General features: G+C 54.7%; 22 protein-coding genes and 1 pseudogene. 15 read left to right on the top strand and 8 right to left on the bottom strand.

What is annotated here, in order from left to right; genetic code table 11:
* Positions 1–226: 226 nt before the first annotated feature.
* Complete coding sequence (locus AAHB66_RS10555) at positions 227–1132, bottom strand: LysR family transcriptional regulator (protein WP_089598749.1); 906 nt, start codon at positions 1130–1132, stop codon at positions 227–229.
* A gap of 411 nt (positions 1133–1543) precedes the next feature.
* Between AAHB66_RS10555 and AAHB66_RS10550 the strand changes: the two genes are divergently transcribed.
* From AAHB66_RS10550 to AAHB66_RS10520, 7 genes are all read left to right on the top strand, one after another.
* Positions 1544–2548, top strand: a complete 1005-nt coding sequence (locus AAHB66_RS10550; protein ID WP_347116177.1) for an NAD(P)-dependent alcohol dehydrogenase — start codon at positions 1544–1546, stop codon at positions 2546–2548.
* A 42-nt stretch (positions 2549–2590) separates the two neighbouring features.
* Positions 2591–3049, top strand: coding sequence for a cupin domain-containing protein (locus AAHB66_RS10545; protein WP_347116176.1), 459 nt, complete (start codon positions 2591–2593; stop codon positions 3047–3049).
* A gap of 12 nt (positions 3050–3061) precedes the next feature.
* Positions 3062–3838: a carboxymuconolactone decarboxylase family protein gene (locus AAHB66_RS10540; protein WP_347116175.1), complete on the top strand. Its 777-nt coding sequence runs from the start codon at positions 3062–3064 to the stop codon at positions 3836–3838.
* Between the two features lie 22 nt (positions 3839–3860).
* Complete coding sequence (locus tag AAHB66_RS10535; RefSeq protein WP_347116173.1) at positions 3861–4598, top strand: SDR family oxidoreductase; 738 nt, start codon at positions 3861–3863, stop codon at positions 4596–4598.
* A 198-nt stretch (positions 4599–4796) separates the two neighbouring features.
* Complete coding sequence (locus AAHB66_RS10530) at positions 4797–6005, top strand: MFS transporter (protein ID WP_347116171.1); 1209 nt, start codon at positions 4797–4799, stop codon at positions 6003–6005.
* Between the two features lie 85 nt (positions 6006–6090).
* Entirely contained in the window at positions 6091–7134 is a 1044-nt protein-coding gene (locus tag AAHB66_RS10525) for an alpha/beta hydrolase (protein ID WP_347116170.1), read from the top strand.
* A 64-nt stretch (positions 7135–7198) separates the two neighbouring features.
* Positions 7199–7627: a cyclophilin-like fold protein gene (locus AAHB66_RS10520; protein ID WP_089598742.1), complete on the top strand. Its 429-nt coding sequence runs from the start codon at positions 7199–7201 to the stop codon at positions 7625–7627.
* 188 nt (positions 7628–7815) lie between these two features.
* Here the strand turns inward: AAHB66_RS10520 and AAHB66_RS10515 are convergent, their stop codons facing one another.
* Positions 7816–8652: a MipA/OmpV family protein gene (locus AAHB66_RS10515; protein WP_347116168.1), complete on the bottom strand. Its 837-nt coding sequence runs from the start codon at positions 8650–8652 to the stop codon at positions 7816–7818.
* Positions 8653–8854: 202 nt separating this feature from the next.
* Between AAHB66_RS10515 and AAHB66_RS10510 the strand changes: the two genes are divergently transcribed.
* The 3 genes from AAHB66_RS10510 to AAHB66_RS10500 all read left to right on the top strand — a co-directional run bounded on the left by AAHB66_RS10510 (position 8855) and on the right by AAHB66_RS10500 (position 11537).
* Entirely contained in the window at positions 8855–9532 is a 678-nt protein-coding gene (locus tag AAHB66_RS10510) for a response regulator (RefSeq protein ID WP_347116167.1), read from the top strand.
* Entirely contained in the window at positions 9532–10920 is a 1389-nt protein-coding gene (locus AAHB66_RS10505; protein ID WP_347116166.1) for an ATP-binding protein, read from the top strand. The genes AAHB66_RS10510 and AAHB66_RS10505 overlap by 1 nt, the downstream gene beginning before the upstream one ends.
* A 137-nt stretch (positions 10921–11057) precedes the next feature.
* Positions 11058–11537 carry an Rrf2 family transcriptional regulator gene (locus AAHB66_RS10500; RefSeq protein ID WP_010430601.1) on the top strand — a complete coding sequence of 160 codons (480 nt, stop codon included), beginning with the start codon at positions 11058–11060 and terminating at the stop codon, positions 11535–11537.
* A 64-nt stretch (positions 11538–11601) separates the two neighbouring features.
* Here the strand turns inward: AAHB66_RS10500 and oqxB are convergent, their stop codons facing one another.
* Both oqxB and AAHB66_RS10490 read right to left on the bottom strand, forming a co-directional pair.
* On the bottom strand, positions 11602–14757 hold the full coding sequence (gene oqxB, locus AAHB66_RS10495) for a multidrug efflux RND transporter permease subunit OqxB (protein WP_347116165.1): 3156 nt from the start codon (positions 14755–14757) through the stop codon (positions 11602–11604).
* 24 nt (positions 14758–14781) lie between these two features.
* A complete protein-coding gene (locus tag AAHB66_RS10490; protein ID WP_347116164.1) occupies positions 14782–15957 on the bottom strand; it encodes an efflux RND transporter periplasmic adaptor subunit in 1176 nt (391 codons plus the stop codon).
* A gap of 336 nt (positions 15958–16293) precedes the next feature.
* On the opposite strand from AAHB66_RS10490, the gene AAHB66_RS10485 reads away from it, so the two are divergent.
* Positions 16294–16647: a helix-turn-helix domain-containing protein gene (locus AAHB66_RS10485; RefSeq protein WP_237847717.1), complete on the top strand. Its 354-nt coding sequence runs from the start codon at positions 16294–16296 to the stop codon at positions 16645–16647.
* 403 nt (positions 16648–17050) lie between these two features.
* On the opposite strand, the gene AAHB66_RS10480 is transcribed toward AAHB66_RS10485, so the two are convergent.
* Positions 17051–17653, bottom strand: a complete 603-nt coding sequence (locus tag AAHB66_RS10480; RefSeq protein ID WP_347116162.1) for a GNAT family N-acetyltransferase — start codon at positions 17651–17653, stop codon at positions 17051–17053.
* Between the two features lie 55 nt (positions 17654–17708).
* A complete protein-coding gene (gene catA, locus AAHB66_RS10475; protein WP_347116161.1) occupies positions 17709–18386 on the bottom strand; it encodes a type A chloramphenicol O-acetyltransferase in 678 nt (225 codons plus the stop codon).
* A 289-nt stretch (positions 18387–18675) separates the two neighbouring features.
* Here catA and AAHB66_RS10470 point away from each other — a divergent pair, with 289 nt between their 5' ends.
* The 4 genes from AAHB66_RS10470 (at position 18676) to AAHB66_RS10455 (ending at position 22259) form a co-directional block, all read left to right on the top strand.
* Entirely contained in the window at positions 18676–20865 is a 2190-nt protein-coding gene (locus AAHB66_RS10470; RefSeq protein ID WP_347116159.1) for a TonB-dependent siderophore receptor, read from the top strand.
* A gap of 96 nt (positions 20866–20961) precedes the next feature.
* The gene (locus AAHB66_RS10465; protein WP_106993802.1) at positions 20962–21201 is read left to right on the top strand and encodes a DinI family protein; all 240 of its coding nucleotides are present in this window, start codon (positions 20962–20964) and stop codon (positions 21199–21201) included.
* Positions 21202–21306: 105 nt separating this feature from the next.
* Entirely contained in the window at positions 21307–21789 is a 483-nt protein-coding gene (locus tag AAHB66_RS10460) for a glutathione peroxidase (RefSeq protein ID WP_347116157.1), read from the top strand.
* A gap of 152 nt (positions 21790–21941) precedes the next feature.
* Entirely contained in the window at positions 21942–22259 is a 318-nt protein-coding gene (locus AAHB66_RS10455; RefSeq protein WP_347116155.1) for a YebG family protein, read from the top strand.
* A 90-nt stretch (positions 22260–22349) separates the two neighbouring features.
* Here AAHB66_RS10455 and AAHB66_RS10450 read toward each other — a convergent pair.
* Together AAHB66_RS10450 and AAHB66_RS10445 are read right to left on the bottom strand one after the other, a co-directional pair.
* Positions 22350–23208: pseudogene (locus tag AAHB66_RS10450) on the bottom strand (alpha/beta fold hydrolase).
* Between the two features lie 109 nt (positions 23209–23317).
* The gene (locus AAHB66_RS10445) at positions 23318–24202 is read right to left on the bottom strand and encodes a LysR family transcriptional regulator (protein ID WP_347116153.1); all 885 of its coding nucleotides are present in this window, start codon (positions 24200–24202) and stop codon (positions 23318–23320) included.
* Positions 24203–24234 lie beyond the last annotated feature (32 nt).

The raw sequence follows: 24234 nt of genomic DNA, 5'->3' as shown, positions 1-24234 counted from the left end.
GGGGCCTGGAGAATGGTGGGGATTTGGTTTCACTGTTTTGGGGAGGCGGTGCGGGGCGGGTGCACTGTGGTGGTGCTCAGGAAAGGCTGGTTAGATGGGAGTTGGTTAATCACGTATTTGGGCAAAGTTGATGAACTTAATGCCCGAAACAGAGGGTCCGCTTTGTGCCAGAAGCGGACATTCATTTACCATCTAAACTCTAATTTAGAAGCTGCTCTTTATTATCTTATAACTGTTTGCGAGTTGAATAGCGTAGCTCATCAACCAGCAAGCTAAAAGCTGGCGTTGGCTGGCGGTGGCTTGGATAGTATAGATGGTACCCGGAGTAAGGTTCACACCACTCTTCCAGAACGCGAACCAGTTGTCCTGATGACAGATAAGGTTCCAGCTGCCCTTCAGGCAGATAAGCAAGACCCCGCCCTTCTAGCGCTGCCCTGAGTATCATACTTCCGGTATTGAAGACCAGTTGGCCGTCAACCCGCACATTCAGTTCTCGCCCGTCTTTCTCAAATTCCCACGCATAAAGTCCCCCATGCCCCGAGAGACGAAGATTGATACAGCAATGCTCGGTAAGCTCCTGAGGTATCACCGGAGCAGGCCTGTCAATGAAATAGGCTGGAGAACCGGCAACTGCCATCCGCATATCAGGCGCGATACGAACGGCAATCATATCCTTTGCAATGGTTTCACCGGGTCGCACTCCGGCATCAAAGCGATCTCTTACAATATCAGTCAAACCGTAATCCGTCAGGATTTCAACCTTAATATCCGGGTATGCTTTTACCAGGCGGGATACCGCTGGCCACAGAACTGACTCTGCTGCATACTCTGTTGCCGTAAGCCGTATCGTACCCGCAGGCTTATCCCGTAGCTCACTCAGCACCATCAACTGGCGCTGGATATCCTCAATCTGCGGCCCGACGGAGGTCATTAGCCGCTCTCCGGCTTCTGTGGGCACAACACGCCGGGTGGTTCGGTTGAGCAACCGGAGGCCCAGCTGCGCCTCCAGCCCGCGGACCGTCTGGCTCAGCGCGGACTGTGAAACACCCAGCCGTTTTGCCGCGCGTGTGAAGTTTTGCTCCTTTGCAACCACCATAAAGGCAGCAAGGTCATTAAGATTCTGATCGGACATTAAGAAGCCCTCCTTATAATTTCAATCTCATATTACCCTCTAATCACTTAATAAGTCCTCCGATATACTTTCTTCCGTTCACTAATTAATCAGGCCTGACGACTGTAATGCAATAAAAACGTCAGCATTCCCGATGCCACAATCCGGATTGCGGATGCGCCAATAATCTATGAAACAAGACGGCAGATAAACGGAGGTTAATGATGTGCGGAAAATGTGAAGACAATAGTCATCCGGACGCGCCAGCGTCCCCGACCCGGAGAAAGGTTCTGATGGCCGGGGCCGGCCTTGCTGCAGCATCAACGCTGGCGGTCATGCCGGGAAAGGTACAGGCACAGGAATCTGCCGCTCAGGCAGGTAATGGACCCTGGCGTGTTCGTGCCTGGGGCAACCGGAATCCGGAGGGGCCATTTGTTCCCCCTGGAAATTTCCCGCCGGGCACTTCGTCCGAACGATGTCCTCATCGACATTATGTACTGTGCTATCTGTCATTCAGATATCCATATCGCCAGGCAGGAATGGGGACCACCCTATCCGGCCACCAATTATCCCTGTGTACCGGGGCATGAGATCATCGGGCGTGTCGCCGCCATCGGAAGCGCCGTGACGAAATTCCGGCCGGGTGATATTGCGGGTGCCGGTGCCATGATTGATTCCTGCGGGGAATGCGAGAACTGCGTTAACGATCTGGAACAGTACTGCCTGAAAGGCTGGACGCTGAATTTCAACTCGCCGGATAAAATTTCGGGCGGCTATAACTATGGCGGTTTTTCCCAGCGTGTGGTGATCCCCGAACGTTTCACCGTTCGCATCCCACCGGGAATGAACCTTGCCGCTGCGGCCCCGTTAATGTGCGCAGGCATCACCACCTTTTCACCCCTTCAGCACTGGTCGGTAGAGGCCGGGCAGAGAGTCGGGGTGATCGGTATGGGCGGACTGGGGCATCTGGCCGTCAAGCTGGCCGTCGCGCGCAGGGCTGATGTTACGGTATTCACCACCACTCCAGGAAAAGTCACGGACGCGAAAAAAATGGGGGCCCGGGAGGCTGTTGTCTGGAACGATCCTGACGCCCTGAAGCCTTATGCGAACCAGTTTGATTTTCTTATATCAACGGTGCCGACGAGCGTCCCCACTCATCCGATTACCAGTATGCTTCGCCTGGATGGTACCTACGTCATCGTCGGAGCCCGTGAACCGATAGAAGACGTCCGCGGTTCCGGGCTGTGGCTTCAGCGTCGGCAGGTCTCAGCATCACTGATGGGTGGCATGGCAGAAACTCAGGAGTTCATCGATTTCTGTGCCCGCCGCAACATTGTGGCCGATATCGAGCTGATAAAGCCCGACCAGATAGATCGCGCCTTTGAGCGAATCAAAGCAAAAGACGTTCGTTACCGTTTTGTTGTGGACTTAACGTAAGCAGACACGCCATTTAGCCGAAAGTAACCAGCGAGGTGAAAGATGAAAGCGATTATTGCTGCAGCAGCCATGTCCGTACTGGGTGCCACCCAGGTTTCTGCCGAAAGTATTGAAATCCGTCGTAACGGGCAGACCCCTTCTGTCGTCGGCAAGGCCGATAACTTCTCGGGTCATGCGGTTGTCAGCCCGTTGTTGCCGCCAAACGAGTCCACGCGTGCCAATCTGGGCCAGGTGGATTTCGCCCCAGGTGCGCGCACGGCCTGGCATACCCATCCCGCCGGGCAGTTGCTGATCGTCACGGCAGGCAAAGGCTGGATTCAGGAAGAAGGTAAGGCTCGTCAGAATATAGCCCCTGGGGATGTCGTCTGGATCCCTGCGACCGTTCGCCACTGGCATGGCGCCACGGCGACGTCCCCCATGAGCCATCTGGCCATGACGTATATGGTGGACGGTAAAAACGTGGACTGGCAGGAGCCCGTCTCCGACGAACAGTATCAGTAATCCGGAGGTCAGATGAAAACTTCAACGGCAGTTGCGCTGGCGCTTTCTCTCGGATCGGCTGGCGCCATTGCAGAAACGGGGGCACAGCGGGGCCCGCTGTCAGACACCGACATAGAGGCAGTATCTCCCGCACTCGAACGCTATGCGAGCACCAGGCTGGCAGGAGACCTCTGGAAAAGAAAGGATTTGTCGCCACGTGATCGCAGCCTCGTTACCGTTGCAGCGGTTATTGCCCGGAATCAGACCGTGCTTTTACCGGAGCAGCTGGAGCTGGCGCTGAAAAACGGTGTTAAGCCGGCTGAGCTTTCCGAGACCCTCACGCAGCTGGCGTTCTATGCCGGCTGGAGCAATGCCATTGCGGCCGCAGCGGTAACGAAAGAGATATTCCTGCAAAAAGGAATTAACGCTGAACAGCTTCCTCGCGCGGAGGAGGCGCTGCTGCCGATCGATGAAAAAGCTGAAACAGCTCGCGCTGCACGCGTGGAACAGAGTATCGGTAGCGCGGCGCCGGGGCTTGTCAGCGACACCACCGACGTGCTTTTCCGGGAATTGTGGCTGCGTCCCGGGCTCGCACCGCGGGACAGAAGTCTGGTGACCGTGTCTGCCCTGATTGCAAACGGGCAGGTACAGCAAATTCCGCCGCACCTTAACCGGGCAATGGATAACGGCCTGACCCGGCAGCAGGCTTCAGGCGCACTGAGTCACCTTGCGTATTATGCCGGGTGGCCCAATGCTTTCTCAGCAGCGCCGGTTTTCAAAACGGTGTTTGAGCAGCGTGAGTCGAAATAACCATTCTTTACAGGAGGACAGTATGTCTCAGGGTATCGAAAACAAAATCATCGTCATCACCGGTGCCAGCAGCGGCCTGGGAGCAGAAACAGCCCGACACCTGTCGAAACTGGGCGCAAAGGTGGTTCTTGGGGCGCGCCGTATGGAGAAGCTTGAGCAACTTGCCGGCGAACTGGGACTGGATGCCAGAGCCATACTCCGCACCGACGTGACGGACCGTGCACAGGTCCAGTCCCTTGTTGACCGGGCGGTAGAGTTGCACGGCCGTATTGACGTTATCATTAATAACGCCGGCTTAATGCCGAGTTCCATGCTTGACAAGCTGAAGGTGGATGAATGGGACCGGATGATCGACGTGAACATTAAGGGCGTACTTTACGGTATTGCCGCCGCGCTGCCGTATATGAAAGCGCAGAAGTCCGGACAGTTTATCAACGTGTCATCAGTAGCCGGACACAAAATTGGACCCGGCGGTGCCGTATATGCGGGGACGAAATGGGCCGTCCGGGCTGTTTCAGAAGGCCTGCGTCAGGAAGTGAAGCCCTGGAATATCCGCACAACTATTGTTTCTCCCGGCGCGGTAGATACCGAACTGACTAAAACCATCACCGACGAAGATATTGCGAAAGGTATGTCGAAAACCTACGAGAATGCGATCCCGGCAGAGGCTTTTGCGCGGGTCGTTGCATTTGCTATCAGCCAGCCTGACGACGTGGATGTTAACGAAATACTTTTCCGGCCGACCGTGCAGGTTTATTAAACCATCAACAGGCGGGTAGCTGACGCCTGCATTATTTCCGGATGGTTTTTATCATCCGGAAATAAAAAGAGCTGTATCAATTAACGCTTCTTTGTAAACAGGAAATTCAAACCGCAATTTTCTGCGGGCCACATCGTGCCCTAAAAACGAAATACGTAAACGACATTCTGTTCATTAAAAGGTAAGGGGCTGTATTAAATGCCTGTAAAACTTTCTCACAATAACTCCGGCACCCGGGTTTTCGCAGCGCTGATGCCGGTAATGGCTGCGGTACTGGTCGGCTTTATTATTATTGGTGTGGCACTTCCCGTCCTGCCGCTGCATGTCAAAAATGACCTGGGCTTCGGGACGTTTATCGTGGGCCTGGTCGCCGGGGCACAGTTTGCGGCATCGCTGATTTCCCGGGTGTGGTCCGGGAGTTATTCAGACAGGCGCGGCGCCAAAAAGGGCGTGGTGGCCGGGCTCATCGCTGCTGCCGTTTCAGGGCTACTGTATCAGGTGTCGCTCTGGTTCGTCGGCATGCCGGTACTGTCTGTGAGTGTATTGCTTGCCGGGCGCGCGATCCTTGGAGGGGCGGAAAGCTTCATCATTACCGGTGCCGTGGCATGGGGTCTGGCCCTCGTGGATAAGGAGCATGCAGGTAAGGTTATCGCCTGGGTGGGCACCGCGATGTTTGCCGCTATGGCTCTCGGCGGACCGGTGGGGACGCTGTTATTTGATGCTTTCGGCTTTGAGGCGATCGCATTACTGACGTTCCTGCTTCCGCTGCTGGTACTGGCGTATCTCGCCCGTATGCCCGCCGTGCCGCCTCATCCCCATGCAGCACAAGCCTCCTTTAACTCCGTCATGCACGCGGTCTGGTTACCCGGCCTGGGCGCGGCACTGGCCAGCACGGGCTACTGCACCATTCTGGCCTTCAGCTCGCTCTATTACAGCGCCATGCACTGGCAGCCCGTCTGGATGGCATTCACCGCCTTTGGCGTCGCGCTGATTGTCGCCCGTACCGTTGCGGGCCATCTGCCGGATCGCTTTGGCGGTGCCCGCATTGCGCTGATATTTGTGCTCGTCCAGGCCGCTGGTCTGTTTCTTATTTGGCTTGCCGGCACGTCCCTGATTGCGACGGTCGGTGCCGCATTAGCTGGCTTTGGATATTCGCTGGTTTACCCGGGTCTCGGTATCGAAGCCATCAGTGGTTCAACGCCCCAGAACCGCGGCATGGTGATGGGGATCTACACGGCATTTCTTGACGTGGCGATGGCAATCGGTAGCCCCGCCCTTGGCTGGGTAGGCGGACATCTGGGGCTGAACGCAATCTTCCTGGCCGGCGCGCTGGTAGTGCTCTCCACGGCCATAGTGGCATTCCTGCTGTTAAAACGCCCGGGCCAGACCAAACAAAATCCGGCCTGAAAAGGTCCTGCTGTCCGGAGGTTTATTGTTCTCCGGATGTTTCACTCCGTTAGTCTTGATATCGTTGTCCAATTCAGGAGGTAATATGAAATTGCATTCAAAAGGGAAATTAAAAACCCTGGCCGCGCTGGCAATTCTGAGCGTCGCTCTGGGTATGGGGGCAAATACAGCCGTCGCAGCCGATATGTCCCACGGTGCGGATAATTTCTATAAAAGCGATAAAGTGAAGACTGAAACCGTAAAATTCAAAAATATTTACGGCATGGAAGTTACCGGCACGTTATTTACTCCCCGCAATATGGAAGCCGGTAAAAAATATGACGCCCTTATTGTCGGCCATCCTTTTGCTGCAGTAAGACAGCAGGCTGCTAACCTCTACGCAACAAAAATGGCGGAGGCCGGTTTTGTTGCACTGTCCTTCGACCAGTCTTTCTGGGGTGAGAGTGCGGGTACGCCGCGCGGGGCCGTGCTGCCTGATGTGTATGCAGAAAACTTCAGCGCTGCAGTTGATTTCCTCGGAACGCGCGCATTTGTGGATCGTGAAAAAATTGGCGTGATAGGTATCTGCGGTAGCGGCGGCTTTGCCATCGCCGCGACAAAAATGGATCCCCGCATCAAGGCGCTCGCCACCGTTAGCATGTACGACATGGGCGAATATTTCCGTACCGGTCTGAACCATGAGCGGACCGTGGAAATGAGAAACAAGGACCTGGCGATTGCAGCAGAACAACGCTACAAAACCGCTGAAACCGGGCAACCCGTTTATGGTCCCGGGCAGAACGATCCGGTGTTCATCGAAGGTAAAGAGTCCAATGACTTTTATCAGACGGAGCGCGGTAAGGTGGCATCTAACAATCGCCGCTCAACACCGGCGACCTATGCGAAATTCATGAACTTCCATCCGTTTATCGATATCGAGTCCATTTCACCGCGACCAATACTCTTTGTCGTGGGTGATGCTGCACCATCCCGCACCTATACCGATACAGCTTACAAAATGGCCGCAGAGCCGAAGGAACTTGTGGAGATTAAGGGCGCTAACCGTATCGACCTGTATGACCGCACTGAACTCATCCCGTGGGACAAGCTGGTCTCATTCTTTAACACCAATCTGAAATCAGATAAATAATGTTTCTGAACGGCACTGCTTTAGTGCCGTTATTCATGAAAATATAAAAACAATGGAGAGTTTTATGTTCAAACCATTCATGCTTGCTCTGGCCTCCCTGACGGCTGTTTCATTCTCATCTTTAGGTGCCGAGGCCGAAGGTATCCGGGTCAAGATCACCGCAGGTGACCAGGTTATGACGGCAACATTTTATGACAATGCCACTACCCGGGCGCTGGTCTCTCGCTTTCCGCTGACGCTGCCCATGGAAGATCTTTACGGACGGGAAATGTGCTACCGGTTCCCGGATGCCCTGCCGGCAAACGAAACGCAGACCAGCGGTTATGAAGTGGGCGATATTGTTTACTGGGCTCCCCGCCACAGCTTCGTCATCATGTACGAACAGAACAATGAACGGATAGGTAACCTTCAGAAAGTGGGTCGTATCCATTCTGGAGTTGGGATTTTCAGGCATACGGGTAATATTGATGTGACATTTGAGATGGCACATTGATTGCAATTCAATTTCGATAATTTGATGCAGTAACATTATTTGTCTTCATTGAGCATAACTTAGGTGTCCTGGTCAGCGTCCGCTTTTCGCTCAGAGCGGACCTACGCCCACTCCTCGCCCGTCCGCCACTTCCCGGGGCGGCTCGAATTTATCGCTATTGCGCGCTCATATCCATAAGAAACCAACCCTCAAAAACTGTACGTCACCTTCAAACTCCCCGTGGGCGACGTTTTGCGTTGAACAATGGGACTATCACCCGCATCCCCCGTCAACTGCGTTGCACCCGCTGAGGCCAGCACGCTCCAGCGCGAGGTGAGCCTGTGGGTCCAGTCCAGATTCATCGACCAGGCATAAATACCGGCTCCGGCGTCATGTCGGGCAAATCCCGATGCGCTCGACTGGGCGGAACTGACACCATAGTACGTCTGCATATACTTGTCGGATCCCCAACTACCTGTCAGCGCCAGCGTCACCTCATTTTTTGGTGAGGTATAGAGCGGGCTGATGATACCGAAATGCACCGCCTCACCGTTGTCTCTCTCAGAAACCGGAACCTCAGCCTGCAGCTGCAGATGAAGCCAGTCGGTCACCTTATACCCCAGCCCAGGCACAACGATGGCCGAGCCTTTGATGTCGCCCATACCCCGAAGGTAATCGCTGCCGGAGCTGATCGAATCACTGCTCACGTCTTTATCTTTACGGCCTGTTCGATAGCTCACTGCGGCGCTGTAATCCAGGTTGCCGATGTTGTTGCCGTAACCAATCCCTCGCGTGGTGCTGATAAAGAAGCCGTTTGCCATGATGTAATCCACCACCTGCGCCGCACTGACGCGGCTTTTATCCGAACCCGAGTAGCGTGGCGCGACATCAACGCCTCCGCCCAGTGTTAAGACGTTACCCTGGCTCTGTTCTGCCGCCAGTACAGGTGTGGCCAGTAACGCCAGAACGACGCCCGGCACGATGTTTTTCAGACTGCGGCCCGAGAGCAAGTGTGGGGACGTATGACGCAGTTCGATGTTTCTCATTAAAGAAGTCCTTCTGGATTCAAATGGTGACGATGCAAGCGGTTAAACGCCAGAACGCCCATTTTAAATACTGACCCTAAGGTTCTTATGAGCCGAAAATGAAGAAAGACTGAAGCGCGCGCGGGTGCTGTAAACCGGATAGATTTCCTGATACCGTTTTTTCTTAAGATGTTCTTCATTCACGGTTGATACAGTTACCAGTGTGAAAATTCTACTAATCGAAGACGACCTGGATCTGGGCAATGGCGTACGTATCGCCCTTGCCGATCAAGGATTTGACGTTATATGGGTTCGCCGTAAAGAAGATGCACTGCATCAGCTTGACGTCTGCGTGCCAGAACTTATTTTGCTCGACCTGGGGCTGCCCGACGGCGACGGCATGAGCCTCATGACGCGCTTACGCCAGCAGCTTAAGGGCATCCCCGTCATCATCCTGACGGCGCGAGGCACGCTGCAGGATCGCCTGTGCGGGCTGGATGCAGGTGCAGACGACTATCTCGTTAAACCTTTTGTTCTCGCCGAACTGCTGGCGCGGGTAAGAGCCCTTGCGCGGCGCAGTTACGGTTTCGAGAATGAGACGATAGAAATTCGAGGCTTATTCCTTCATATGCCGACGCGTCGCGTGACGGTGAGCGCACGCCACATAGACCTGACGGCCAGTGAATACGCGCTGCTTGAAACGTTGATGCTGCGTGCTGACCGCGTGATAACGCGACGGTTTCTGGAAGAACGGATATTCGGCAACAAAGAGAACCTCAGTAATGCGCTCGACGTGCATATGGGGAATTTGCGGCGAAAGATCGGCGACGGTTACGTGCGAACGGTGCGTGGCGTCGGGTATGTTATTGATACCGTTGCTGTTCAGAAGGTAACGACTTAATGCGAAACGTGTGGTATCACCTGAGGCGCCCAACGCTGGTACGCCGAATTATCATCGCCCAGATACTGCTGCTTACCCTGCTGTGGAGTCTTTTTTTAACCTTCATTCTCTGGGAGGACCTGCGCAGCCCTCCCATACTCACGGGTAGTAAGACTTACGAAACGCTTTTTACCCTGGTTGAGCGAATGGACGAGCGCCCGCAGGCGCGAACCGAAGTCCTGGAAGCCTTCAGCAAGGCGTTACGCGAAAGCTATGGCGGCGGTGAAGATCCCGCACTATCGATTAACCTCATCGTTCGCAAGAACGGTGCCGTTATTTTTTCATCTGCGGGCGCACCTGTGGGGGTAACCAACACCCGTCCCGGAGAAATGGAGCATGTTCAAAGTGAAGGTCGAGCCTGGACCAGCCGCACCCTTAAATCCGCTCACTCCGACGTGGAAGTCACCCTGTTCACCCCTGCCAGCGGCTGGAACTTCTTTATCTACCTGAACTCGCGCGGCTATTACATCCTGCCGCTGCTGGTCTGTTTCCCTTTTCTTCTGTTCCCCGCGTGGCTGTCAATTCGCATTGCCATGCGCCCCTGGAACAAGGTGGTCAATGAAATTGCATTGCGCACGCCAGACGATCTCTCTCCCTTAAAAGCTGTACCAAAACACAGGGAGCTTCGCCAGATGGTGGATGCAATTAACGACTTTCTCGCCAGGGTGCGAGAAAGCGCGGAAAGGGAGCGGGTTTTCATTGCCGATGCGGCTCACGAACTGCGAACACCGCTGGCGGCGATGCGAATCAACGTGGAAGCGTTGCAGTCGTATGTACTCAGCCAGAGCCAACAGGAATTGCTTGCAGGGATTGTTCGCAGCAATAGCCGTGCTGCGCGTCTCGTCAATCAGTTGCTGCTGATGATGCACAGTGAAGCACGCATTGACACGGTTATGGAGCCCGTACCGCTGATGTCCCTCATCCAGGATCGAATGGCTGCGCTGGAACCGTTAGCCTCTGAGCGCAGGGTTGAGCTGGAGTTCTTCGCTGAAGATGAAGTTTGGGTCTCAGGTATCCGGGAATGTCTGATGTCGCTGATCGACAATTTGATTGAAAATGCCGTGAAGTACAGCCCTGAGGGTGGGCGGATTCAGGTGGATGTTCGTTCATTAGAGAAATCCACTCAGCTACACGTTTCCGATGCAGGGCCCGGCATTCCGGTTGAATTACGCGAGCGCGTGTTCGACCGATTTTTCCGCGATCCCAATCAATTGCAAAGCGGGAGCGGACTGGGGCTTGCCATCGTTAAAGCGGTGGCGCAGCAGCACAACAGCAGCGTAAATCTGAGTACTTCCGCAGAAGCTGGCCTGATGGTGACGGTTGACTTCCCAAACCGCACGTATAGCTAAACAGGAACAGGGGGTTCGATCGCAAATGCCGCAGATTGCTTCAAAAAAATTACCGTATTTGTTATATTGTTGTTTATTGCTTATTCACCTCTGCGGTGCCAAAAAGAACAAGATTCACCGCAACCCAGGATACAAAAATGTTAGATTACCGCTTCCCGACAGCTTTGCAGATGGTTCTCAGCGTAGCAATGGCGGAGCAATTGGGTGAACGTTCGACGAGTGCGATTCTGGCCTACGGTCTGGAAGCAAACCCGAGCTTCATCCGCAAACTGATGGTTCCTCTCACGCGTGACGGTATTATCGTCTCCACGCTTGGCCGTAACGGCTCTATTCATCTTGGACGCCCGGCGGAAGAGATCACCCTGCGCGACATCTACCTTTCCGTCATCGAAGATAAAAAGCTGTGGGCATCACGCCCTGACGTACCGGCCCGCTGCGTAGTCAGCGCTAACGCCTGCTGGTACTTCAAGTCTATCTCCGAAGAAGCGGAGCAGGCTTCGTTACAGGTACTGGCGCGCCACACCGTGGCAAGTGCGCTGGAAGAAGTGAAAAAAGCCGATACCAGCGGCTGCGATCCGGTGCCTGAACTTATCGCCAAGTATAAAGAAGCCCTTTAACTTTCTTTGAATGCAAAAAAAACCGCCTTGCTATGAAGGCGGTTTTTTATTATCTGCAACATCCCTACGCGGGCAGAACATCCCTTTCCGCTTTTTTGCCGCGCGTCACAAACTTACGCAGCGTCACGTAGAACACCGGCGTCAGGAACAGACCAAACAGCGTCACTCCCAGCATCCCGGAGAAGACCGTGATCCCGGTAACGCCGCGCACTTCTGCGCCCGCGCCATGGCCGAGGATCAGCGGAATGGTCCCGGCAATAAAGGCGATGGAGGTCATCACAATCGGGCGTAAACGCAGGCGGCACGCCTCCAGCGCGGCGTCCATAATGCCTTTGCCCTGAATTTCCAGCTCGCGGGCAAACTCCACGATAAGAATCGCGTTTTTACACGCCAGTCCCATCAGCACCACCAGCCCCACCTGCACGAACACGTTGTTATCGCCACCGGTCAGCCAGACGCCAAACAGCGCGGAAAGCAGGGTCATCGGCACGATAAGGATCACCGCCAGCGGCAGCGTCCAGCTTTCATACAGCGCCGCCAGCACCAGGAAAGCCAGCAGCACCGCGACCGGGAAGACGATCAGCGCCGTATTGCCCTGCGTGGCCTGCTGGAAGCTCAGGTCCGTCCATTCAATGTTCATCCCGTTCGGCAGGATCTGCCTGGACATACCGTCCAGCTGCGCCATCGCCTGCGAGGACGAAAGTACGCGCGGGTCGGCATCGCCAATCAGATCCGCCGCCGGGTAACCGTTGTAGCGAATCACCGGGTCCGGGCCATAGGTGGTCGTGATATTCACCATACTGCCAATCGGCACCATTTCACCCTGGCTATTGCGGGTGCGCAGATTCGCAATGTCTTCCACGCTGTCGCGGAACTGCCCGTCGGCCTGCGCCATCACGCGCCAGGTGCGCCCGAACTGGTTAAAATCATTCACGTACGACGAGCCCAGATAGGTTTGCAGCGTACCGAAAAGATCGGTCAGCGACACGCCCTGCGCTTTCGCCTTGTCACGGTCAACCTGCACGTCCAGCTGCGGAACGTTAGCCTGGTAGGTTGAGATCGGGAAGTGCATTCCCGGCGTCTGCATAATCGCACCGGACATGGTGTTTACCGCATTTTGCAGCGCGCCATAGCCCAGACCGCCGCGATCCTGAATGTACAGGGAATACCCCGACCCCTGACCCAGCCCTAAAATCGGCGGCGGCAGGATGGAGAAGCCAAAGCCCTGCTGGATTTGCGCAATTTTCGCATTGATCTCCGCGTTAATTTCCGCCGCAGTATGTTTACGCTGGTCGAACGGCTTCAGGCCGAAGAAGACCGTCCCCGTATTCGGCGTATTGGTGAACTGCAGCGCGTTCAGCCCCGGGAACGCGACCGCGTAGTCCACGCCTTCGGTATTCATCCCGATTTCGCTCATTTTGCGGATCACCGCATCGGTGCGCGCCAGCGACGAGCCTTCCGGCATCTTCACGCCGCCAATCAGGTACAGCTTGTCCTGCGTCGGAATAAACCCGCCGGGTACCGCTTTAAACATGACGCCCGCGGCACAGAGCAGCAGCAGATACACCACAAACACCGCCCCGCGTCGGCCGAGCGTTTTGCCCACCAGCCCCTGATAGCCGTTCGAGCTACGATGGAAAAAGCGGTTAAACGGACGGAAAATCCAGCCGAACAGACGATCGATAAGCCGGGTCGGGAAATCTTTCGGCGCGCCGTGCGGTTTTAACAGCAGTGCTGCCAGCGCCGGAGAGAGCGTCAGCGAGTTGATGGCAGAGATGACCGTGGAAATCGCGATCGTCACCGCAAACTGCTTGTAGAACTGCCCGGTAACGCCCGAGAGAAACGCCATCGGCACAAACACGGCGCACAGCACCAGCGCAATCGCGATAATCGGCCCGGACACTTCTCGCATCGCCTGATGCGCCGCCGCAAGCGGAGCAAGTCCCTCTTCGATATTTCGCTCGACGTTTTCCACCACCACAATGGCGTCGTCCACCACGATACCGATGGCCAGCACCAGCCCGAACAAGCTCAGGGTATTCAGCGAGAAGCCCAGCAGGTAGAGAATGCTGAAGGTCCCCACTACCGACACCGGCACCGCGATCAGCGGAATGATCGACGCGCGCCAGGTTTGCAGAAACAGGATCACCACCAGCACTACCAGCACCACCGCTTCCAGCAGCGTTTGCACGACTGCACGAATGGAGTCGCGCACGAAAACGGTCGGATCGTAAGGTGCCGCCCACTTCATATCTTCCGGGAAACGGGTCGACAGTTCGTCCATTTTCGCGCGCACCGCGTTAGACAGATCGATGGCGTTCGCCCCCGGAGACTGGAAGATACCAATCCCGACCGCGTCTTTGTTGTTCAACTGGGAACGCAGCGCATAGCTGCCGGACCCCATTTCGATACGCGCCACGTCGCGCAGGCGCACGACCGTACCGTCCTGCGTCGTTTTCAGGACAATATTGCCAAACTCTTCTTCGGTATGCAGACGGCCCTGGGCGTTAATGGAGATCAGGAAATCGCTCTCTTTCGGCAGCGGCTCGGCGCCAAGCTGCCCGGCGGATACCTGCACGTTCTGCTCCTGCATCGCCGTGACCACATCCGAAGCGGTCAGCCCGCGGGCCGCCACCTCGTTGGGATCCAGCCATACGCGCATCGCGTATTCACCCGAGCCGAAAATCTGGATCTGGCCGACGCCGGGCAGGCGTGCCAGCTCGTCCTTCACCTTCAGCGTGGCGTAGTTACGCATATACAGGGAGTCGTACTTACCGTTGGGCGAAAACAGATGCACCACCAGCGTCAGCGTCGGGGACTGTTTCTGGGTGGTAATGCCCAAACGCCGCACGTCTTCCGGCAGACGCGCTTCGGCCTGCGCGACGCGGTTTTGCACCTGAACCTGCGCCTGATCCGGGTCGGTTCCCGGACGGAAGGTGACGGTGGTGACCAGCACGCCGTCGGAGCCCGCAACGGACTTCATGTACATCATATTCTCAACGCCGTTGATCGCCTCTTCCAGCGGCGTCGCCACGGCCTCAGCAATCACTTTCGGGTTGGCCCCCGGGTACTCCGCGCGCACCTGCACGCTTGGCGGCACGACGTCAGGATATTCGCTCACCGGCAGCAGCGGGATGGCGATTAACCCTGTGATAAAAATCAGAATCGACAGGACGGCGGCAAAAATCGGCCTGTCGATGAAAAAGCGGGAAAAGTCCATGGGTTGGATTCTCAGGTCAAGGGATCAGTTGAGGGCGGCGCTGGCGGTCATGGCAACGGTTTTGGCGTTAACCGGCATACCCGGCATAAACACTTTTTGTAAACCCTCGACGATGACTTTATCGCCAGGGTTCAGCCCCTGCTGCACGATGCGTAGCCCGTCTGCCAGACGTCCCGGCGTGATATCGCGACGCTGTGCTTTGCCCTCTTTATCAACCACGTAAACATACTTGCGATCCTGATCGGTCAGCACCGCCTTGTCGTCGATCAGCGTGGCTTTGAATTCCGCGCTGCCCGGCAGGCGTACGCGGGCAAAAAGGCCCGGCGTGAACTGACGCTGCGCGTTATCCAGCAGCGCGCGCATGCGGATAGTGCCGGTACTCGGCGTTAGCTGATTATCCAGAAAATCCACTTTGCCCTGATGGGGATACCCCTCCTCGCCCGTCAGGCCAATCTCGACCGGTAGCGCCGTGTGATTGCTGGACGCCCCCTGCCCGTTGCGGGCCAGATTTTGATAGTGAAGGTAGGTCGACTCATCCACGTCAAAGTAGACGTAAACCGTCTTCTGCGAGACCAGCGTGGTGAGGACGCTGGCGCTGTCACCCGCGGTGACAAGATTACCGCTGGTAATCAACGCGCGGCTGGCGCGGCCATCGATAGGCGCGGTGACTTTGGTGAAATCGAGGTTAAGTTGCGCGGCATCAACCGCCGCCTGTGACGCGCGAATGTCGGCCTGCGCCTGGGTGGCAGCCGAACGACGCTGCTCCCACTCTTCGCGGGATACCACGTTGGTATTGACTAATTTATCGGTACGGTTCGCTTCACTACGCGCCAGGTTGGCCTGCGTTTTGGCTCTCGCCAGCGTGGCCTGCGCCTGTTCCAGAGCGGCGCGATAGGTTCTGTCATCGATAGTGAACAGCACCTCGCCCTTTTTCACTTCCTGGCCGTCGGTGTAATTCACTTTATCAATGTAGCCGGAAACGCGCGGGCGTAGCTGAACGCTCTCCACCGCTTCGATCCGGCCGTTAAAGCTATCCCACTGGCTGATGGATTTCACGACCACGTTTGCTGCACTGACAGCGGGTGCTTGTGGCGCAGCGTTTTGCGCGACGCTGTCATCGCACCCGACGAGCAACACGGAGGCGAACATCGCCCCCAGTGCGCTCAGATGAAAGTTACCCCAGGTTTTTTGCAGGCTCATTATTTTTATTCCGGTAATTGTAGCCGCCGGGCAAGACGCAGGGGAGGCGCTGCGCTACTTCCTTTGTCCGGTGGCTGGCTTAAGGCCATTTGTGTCGTTCATCGCCACAAAACTGTAACAGTTGCGAATACACTATTCCCGGCGATTGTAGGAAGGCGCTTAATTAAGTGCAAGAATAATTGTTGCACTTAATGTGCTATTTGAGTCGATGTTAAAACACCCGTTTCGCTCAGGGATTTAAATGCAATAATAAAATTTGCAATTAACCGAAAAACGCGCCACCTTTAAATGCAACAGATAAAGATACTTTTATACAGGCAGCGTGAGGATAACCAGATGAACACTGGCGCATTTATGCATGATTTACTCGACTGGATCGACAACAACCTGGATAGCCGTCTGGATATTGAGTCCGTTGCCAGGCGTTCCGGCTACTCAAAATGGCACCTCCAGCGTCTGTTTAAGGAACATACTGGCTATCCCCTCGCTGGGTACATTCGCGCGCAAAAGCTGCAAAAATCGGTTGAGCGCTTAACCCACAGCGACGAGCCGATTTTAAACGTGGCGATCGCGCTGGGCTTTGACTCCCAGCAGTCCTTCAACCGCAGCTTTAAGCGTCAGTATGGTCAGGCGCCTGGGGCATGGCGGCGGAGTATGGGTGGCCCGGAAACACAGCAGCTATGCCAGTAATGCATATTTTGCTGCAACGTCGATCTGTAGCCGCAACACTGTGTATAAACAAGGTGCAGCGAGGTGCACGATGGCTGTTGCAAAGCGGAATGCAGATAAGTCAGGGTTAGGGTAGTAGCTATAATAAGGCATCCTCTTTATGCAGAAAATATAACCACCGATGAGTTCCTACGCTCAGGGAGGTAGCGCTGACGGAGGTAGGAATACCGTGCATAAAGAAAACGGCCAGCCTTACGGCTGCTCCGCCAGCGCCACCGTGATTTTAACGGGATAAGCGCTGTGGCGACAAAAAATATCGCTTTATGCCAACGGGTTCCTACGCCCGATTGCGGATGTGCCGCAACGCAGTGACTTTACGACCCTGAGGATATGAAGAAAAGCGTTAACCATGAATTACATAGGGTTACTTTGAGGTTTGCGAGAGGCCTTCCAGAAAGGACTGCCGGGGGCGCTTCGCTTGCCTGTCCTGTGAAACCAGGTTTCTCAACCACTCATCCATTCTCAGCGAATACATCAGGCTTGGAGGTGCATCTTCAACGTCATAAATCTCTTTGACGTATCTCAGTCCTGCTTTCTCAAGAACGTTCTGCGACGTCAGATGGTTTGCTCTGACAACGGCTGAAATCTCGGTCAGCTTAATATCATTAAATCCATATTTTATCGCGCCTCTGGCAAACTCTGTGGCCAGGCCCTTCCCCCAGGCATCTGTGGAAAAGCGATATCCAAGATTATTAATAACAATATCTTTATAACAACGAACAGTCAGCCCACCGAATCCGATGACTTTTTCAGACTGTTCGATAAGTGATATAGCCCAGTTTCCAAACCCTTGCGTGTCCCAATGGACAAGCCAGCGATTCAGAACCGTTTTTGCATAATCAATGTTCGGATAAGGCCCGGCAGGATTAAAAGTGTTCGTGGCGGGATCGCCATAAATTTTGAAAAGGTCGTCTACATCTTCTGAAGTGACAGGCCGAAGATACAATCGATTTGTTTGAACGCGCAAGTTTATCTCCAGAGGTATCAGATCTAAGAGAGATTTTATCTCTTATTAAAGCACATCACGCCTTGTGTTCTTCTGAAAGCCGCTGAATATCATCACACAGCGCCTGTAACTCGTTGATCAGCCTTGCCACGTGGAACCCATCGCACACGGAATGATGCACCTGAACGGCGAGAGGCAACAGTACTTTCCCCTGCTGGTCATAGTATTTCCCCAGCGTGAACATCGGGGAGAAAAAGTTCTGCATGTTAGCGACGTTAATATCAAAACTGGTAAAACTTACCCAGGGAATACCCGAGACGAAAAAGATATTTTCCGGAGACTCACCCTTCGGCCAATAAGCAAGGTCATCACCATGGCGTGAAACGTCTTCTGAATAAACGTTCTGGAAGTGGTGAATATCGCCATCGTACTCACTCCAGATACAGGAAAACGTCTCCGTTTCATTATGGAAAACGGTATAGCTTGGATACACTTCATCCCAAATAACCAGTTCATCGTTTTTCATCGCCATACGAAATTCCGTATGACTGTTTACGATTTTAGAAATAAGGAAAATGATGGTTGGATAAAATTTCCAGCCAGCCTGCTTAATATGTTTTAGCAGCGCGGTAATATCTAATTGCACAGTTTGGTTAAATGTACTTTGAGCAAATGACTGAAACACCTCAAAGTGCTCCCTCCTTGCCCAACGCGATAAATCAACAGGGGTATACTCTGGCGTTATTTTTTTCATTTTTAACCTTAGGGTAGCAAACGCGTTTGTGAGAGTAGCGCATCCTGATACAGGAGGAAAGAAAATGCCGTCGGGTTTCCGCTGCTCCCTCGATTAAGACCTTACTGTCCCCTCCTAAAAAACCCCATCAAATTCATGCCATTACATTAACATTTTTTAACACTAACTGTTTACATTGTAATGATTATTCATATCATCCTGATAATCACTATCACCTTAGCAGGTGATGTTCTTGCGGTACGGGGCATCTACGCCACCGAGACCTTTAAAAATCAGGACGATCACAATAATGAAACCGCGTTACCTCTGGGCTTTAAATCATTGTTTATTAATGATGTTATCCGCCAATGCCTCGGCTGAAACTCAAAAAGAAGAGTCGCTGGTGGTCTCTGCCAGCCGAACGAATCACTCCATTACCGACATGGCACAGACCACCTGGGTCATTGAACAAGCTGAAATCGAACAGCAGGTTCAGGGCGGTAAAGAGCTGAAAGAGGTGCTGGCACAGCTGATTCCCGGGATGGATGTCAGCAGCCAGGGGCGTACCAATTACGGGATGAATATGCGTGGTCGTTCGATGATGGTGATGGTCGACGGCGTGCGGTTAAACTCCTCGCGCAGCGACAGCCGCCAGCTGGATTCTATCGATCCGTTCAATATCTCCCGCATTGAAGTCATCTCCGGCGCAACCTCCCTTTACGGCGGGGGCAGTACCGGCGGCTTAATCAACATCGTCACTAAAAAGGGCCAGCCGGAAACGGAAGTCGAGTTCCAGACAGGCATGAAAACGGGCTTCAACAGCCATAACGACAATGACGAGAACGTCGCGGCAGCGGTCAGCGGCGGTAACGACAACGCATCAGGGCGCCTGTCAGTGGCGTATCAGCGCTTTGGCGGCTGGTACGACGGCAATGGCGACGAGGTGATCGTTGATAATACCCAGACCGGATTGCAATACTCCGACCGCCTGGACGTGATGGGCACCGGCACGCTGAATATCGACGATAATCAGCAGCTGCAGGTCACCACGCAGTATTACAAAAGTGAATCCGACGGTAAGCACGGCCTCTTTCTTGGCGAAAACTTCTCGGCGGTGACCGGTTCCGGCAATGCCTACAACAAAAACAACCTCGACTCCGACCGTATTCCGGGCACCGAACGCCACCTGATCAACCTGCAATACGCCAACACCGATTTCTGGGGCCAGGATCTGCTCGCCCAGATTTACTACCGTGACGAGAGCCTGACGTTTTATCCCTTCCCTACCCTTTCCGGCGGCCGGGTCACCAGCATTGGTGCATCACAGCAAAAAACCGATTTCTACGGCGGCAAGCTGACCCTTAACAGTAAACCGCTGGACGATTTGACGCTGACGTGGGGTGTCGATGCCGAGCATGAAACCTTCGACGCCAATCAGCAATTTTTCGACCTGAATAAAGCAGCGGCCAGCGGCGGCATGAAGCTGGATAACGCCTATAACGTCGGGCGCTATCCGGGCTACAGCATCACCAACCTCGCTCCCTTCCTGCAGTCCAGCTACGACTTCTCCGCCATCACCCTGAGCGGCGGTGTGCGCTATCAGTACACGGAAAACAAGGTCGACGACTTTATTGGTTACGCCCAACAGCAGGGTATCGCCACGGGCAGAGCCACCTCGGCAGACGCCGTGCCGGGCGGAAAAACCGACTACAACAACCTGCTGTTTAACGCCGGTATTCTGGGCCATCTGACCGAACGCCAGCAGCTGTGGTTTAACTTCTCCCAGGGCTTTGAGATCCCGGATCTGGCGAAATATTACGGCTCCGGCACCTATCAGCTGGTGAACGGCCATTATCGTCTGGTCAACAGCGTTAACGTTAATGACTCAAAACTCGACGGGATTAAAGTTGATGCGTTCGAGCTGGGCTGGCGCTACACCGGGGATAACCTGCGCACGCAGATCGCCGGATACTATTCGCTTTCCGACAAAACCATCAACATCAATAAAAGCGACATGACCATCAACGTCGAAGATGACGAGCGTCGCATCTACGGTGTTGAGGGTCAGGTGGATTATTTCTTCACCGACAGCGCGTGGAGCACCGGCACCAACTTCAACCTCATCAAATCAGAAACCCGCGTCGACGGAAAATGGGAGAAGCTGACGGTAGACAGCGCCAGCCCGTCCAAGATGAGCGCATGGGTCACCTGGGCCCCGGGCGACTGGACCTTGCGTCTGCAAAGTACGCAGACGTTTGATTTGTCTGACGAAGCCGGTAAGCACATTGATGGCTATAACACCGCTGACTTCATCGGCAGTTACCTTCTGCCGGTGGGCAAGCTGAGCTTTAGCGTCGAAAACCTGCTGGATGAAGACTACACCACCGCATGGGGACAGCGGGCACCGGGTCTTTACAGCCCAACCTACGGCGCTGAGAACCTCTATACCTACAAAGGTCGCGGTCGTACCTTCGGCCTGAACTACTCGGTCCTGTTCTGATCGTCGCTTCTGCCGCCTGCATAGCGGGCGGCAGTTGACAGATGTCATTGCCCCGGTAAGAATGCTGTACATTAAAACAGTATTTAAGGGTGTGTGATGTTCGTTGAACTGGTTTATGACAAAAGAAATGTGGCAGGACTTCCCGGCGCAAGGGAGATCATTCTGGCTGAATTGACCACCCGTGTGCACCGTATCTTTCCGGATGCCGAGGTGAAGGTTAAGCCGATGCAGGCCAACGGCCTGAACAGCGATGCCAGCAAAAGCGATCGTGAGAAGCTTAACCGCATGCTGGAGGAGATGTTTGACGAGGCCGATATGTGGCTGGTTGCGGAGTAAGTTTTATAGACCCGGAGACCGCTTCGTGCCAGAAGCAGACGTGTTAAAAATCAGAGTCTATAATCCAGAACGCCTGCAAAAGGGTTCCGCTTTGAGGTTTCCGACATGACGAGCTTTCATCAATTGACTGCCACCAGCCTGCGTGGCGAGCGCATCTCTATGGCCGACTATGCCGGTAAGGTGGTTCTGGTGGTGAATACTGCCAGCCATTGTGGCTTCACGCCGCAGTACGCGGGCCTTGAAATGCTCTACAAAAAGTACGCCGAACAGGGGCTGGTGGTGCTGGGTTTCCCCTGCAACCAGTTCGGCAAGCAGGAACCCGGTGACGCCGACGCGATTGCCCGGACCTGTCACATCAACTACGGCGTGAGCTTCCCGATGTTCGAGAAAGTGGAGGTTAACGGCACGGCTACGCACCCGGTGTTTCGTTACCTGAAACACGAATTGCCCGGCATTCTGGGTGGGCGGATCAAGTGGAACTTCACTAAATTCCTGATTGGACGCGACGGCAAACCGCTCAAGCGTTTTGCACCGATCTCGACCCCAGAGAAAATAGAAGCCTCTGTCCTTGCGGCACTGCAAATATAAGTATTTCTGTCATTTAAACTATTCATGTAGTGCATACCGGTCAGGAGCTGCGGGAAGCTGCTCCCCGATCGCAGGACATGTCAGCACATTTTGGCTGCAACACAAACGCGGAACTGCTATACTGTATATAATTACAGTATAGGGGGTGCATAATGGCTGTTGAAACAAAATTTGTTGTCGTAAGAAAAGGTGAAGAGAAAATGACATTTGCCAGTAAGAAAGAGGCTGACGCTCACGACAAACTGCTCGACCTGGCGGAAGCATTCACCGACTGGCTGTTGCAAAGCGGAATGCAGATGGACGAAACGCAGGCTGAGAATCTTGGGCTGTATCTTGCCGAGCAGAAAGAGGCCGTTCAGCATATCCTGCGTACCAGCAAGCTCCCTGAGCTTAATGCCGTCACTGCAACAGATGAAAAAGAGTCAGATGCGGCTGGCAGTAAAAAAATCAGAGCCGTTAAAGCTGCCTGATCGCCAGAACGCATCATCACCGATCCTGTCGCCGCAAGCGGGAAACCGCTCGCGGCTTTTTTGTTGTAGGGCCTGGTCTCCACGCTTCGTTCACTCCGGACACTGACGCTCCAGCCATTGCCCGACGACGGGCCATAATTTCTCCTCACATCGCGCCCGAAAAAAGCCCATATGGCCAATAGCCTTAAGACCAAAATCGGCGTGCCGTATGTCGCGGCGTTCGATTTTTGCGTTTTGTACGGGCGCCATCAGCCGCGCTATGGCTTCAGGGTTAGCCCAGGGGTCGTCATCAAAACCCATCACCAGCACGGGTAACGTTACCTCACTTGCCCGCTGGCGTGCATCCCAGTCAGGATCGTCGTAGAAATAACCCGGCATTGCGCTCCAGCGCCCCCACTGAAGCATCACTGGCGCCGGTAAATCTTCGCCCAGCCCCAGACGCCGGGCCGGCATGTATCCGAAAATACGACAAAGAACCGGGGCCAGCACACGCAATAAGCACCACACCCGCACCTTTTCTGTCGTTTGTTTTATTGTGCTCGTTACACCGGCGTGTGAGGCCACAATGACCGCGGCCTGCAGGGCGCGGGTGGCAGTCGAAAGCAGAACGGCGTGCCCTCCTACGCTGTGCCCTACCGCCAGCAGGCTAAGTTCCGGGAAACGCGCTTTAGCCCAGGCTGTTATGCATCCGACGTCCTGCTCTATCCAGTCTGACATTGAGACGCTGTAGCTACGGACCATCCCCGATTTCGAAAGACCCGTGCCACGATAATCATAAGTGAGGACACTGAACCCCCCTGTTGAAAAGGTACTCTGCGAATCCTTTATAAAAGGCCTGCACAACCGCCGTTGCGGGGTGAAGGATAACCATCGCTTTGGCATCGCTTCTTTCCCAGAGCGTGGCAGCCAGAAATCCGCCTTCCTTTACGGGTATTATTATTGAATTCATTCGTTGAGCCTTCTTTATGTGGTCATACCAGTTACATTCAATCTAGCTTTTACTCCCGCATCTGGCGATTTTTTTCTGCTGCTCCACCTGCCCGGCCTACAACACATCCTCAGATTTTCAGGGTATCGATCACCGCTCTCAGGGCCGGTGACACGTTGCGATGGGGATAATAGAGGAACAGCCCGTCCATCCGCAGGCTGTAGCGCTGCAACACACGGATCAGGGTCCCGCGCTCCAGATCGTCCGCCACCAGCTCAACCGGCACGTAGGCCAGCCCCAGACCCAGCCGGGCGGCTTCGGCTTCCATATAGCTGTCGGACATGGCCCACTGCCCCTCGGGGCGATGAGTGATGCTTTTGCCGTCCTGAATCAGCTCCCAGTGATAGAGGCTGCCGTCGGCAAACTGGTAGGCAATGCAGGGATGGGCGGCTAAATCCGCTGGCGTCTGGGGAAAACCGTAGCGTCGCAAATGGTCGGGAGTACCGACTACCGCCATCTCCATGTGCGGCGTAATGCGTACCGCGACCATCCCCTGACCGACCTCCGGCCCCAGCCGGATGCCGGCATCGAACCGCTCGGCGATGATGTCGACGAAGCGGCTCTCATTCATCAGCTCCAGCCGGATATCCGGATAGCGTTGTTTAAATATCGCCAGCTTCGGCAGGAGACATTTCTCGATGGCGTGCTGGCTGGCATTGATGCGCACCGTGCCGGAAGGCGTCTCGCGGTAATGCGCCAGAGTGGCAAGCCCGGTATCCAGGGCATCAAACCCGGACTCGGTAGTCTGGTAGAGCTGCTCCCCCGCCTGGGTCAATGAGAGCCTGCGGGTGGTACGCACCAGCAGCTGTACGCCCAGCCGCTCTTCCAGATCGCGTACCGAACGGCTAATCCCCGACTGGGCCAGCCCCAGCCGCTGCGCGGCGGCGGTGAAGCTGCCCTCCCGCGCCACCTGCATAAAAAGGTACAGCTCGTTATAGTTTTCCCGCTTCGCCATCAGGTTATCCTCATCAATTCATAACAATATGA

Origin of the sequence: Leclercia sp. S52, assembly GCF_039727615.1 — a bacterium.
Taxonomy (GTDB): domain Bacteria; phylum Pseudomonadota; class Gammaproteobacteria; order Enterobacterales; family Enterobacteriaceae; genus Enterobacter; species Enterobacter adecarboxylatus_B.
This window is presented reverse-complemented; position numbering and strand designations above follow the sequence as displayed.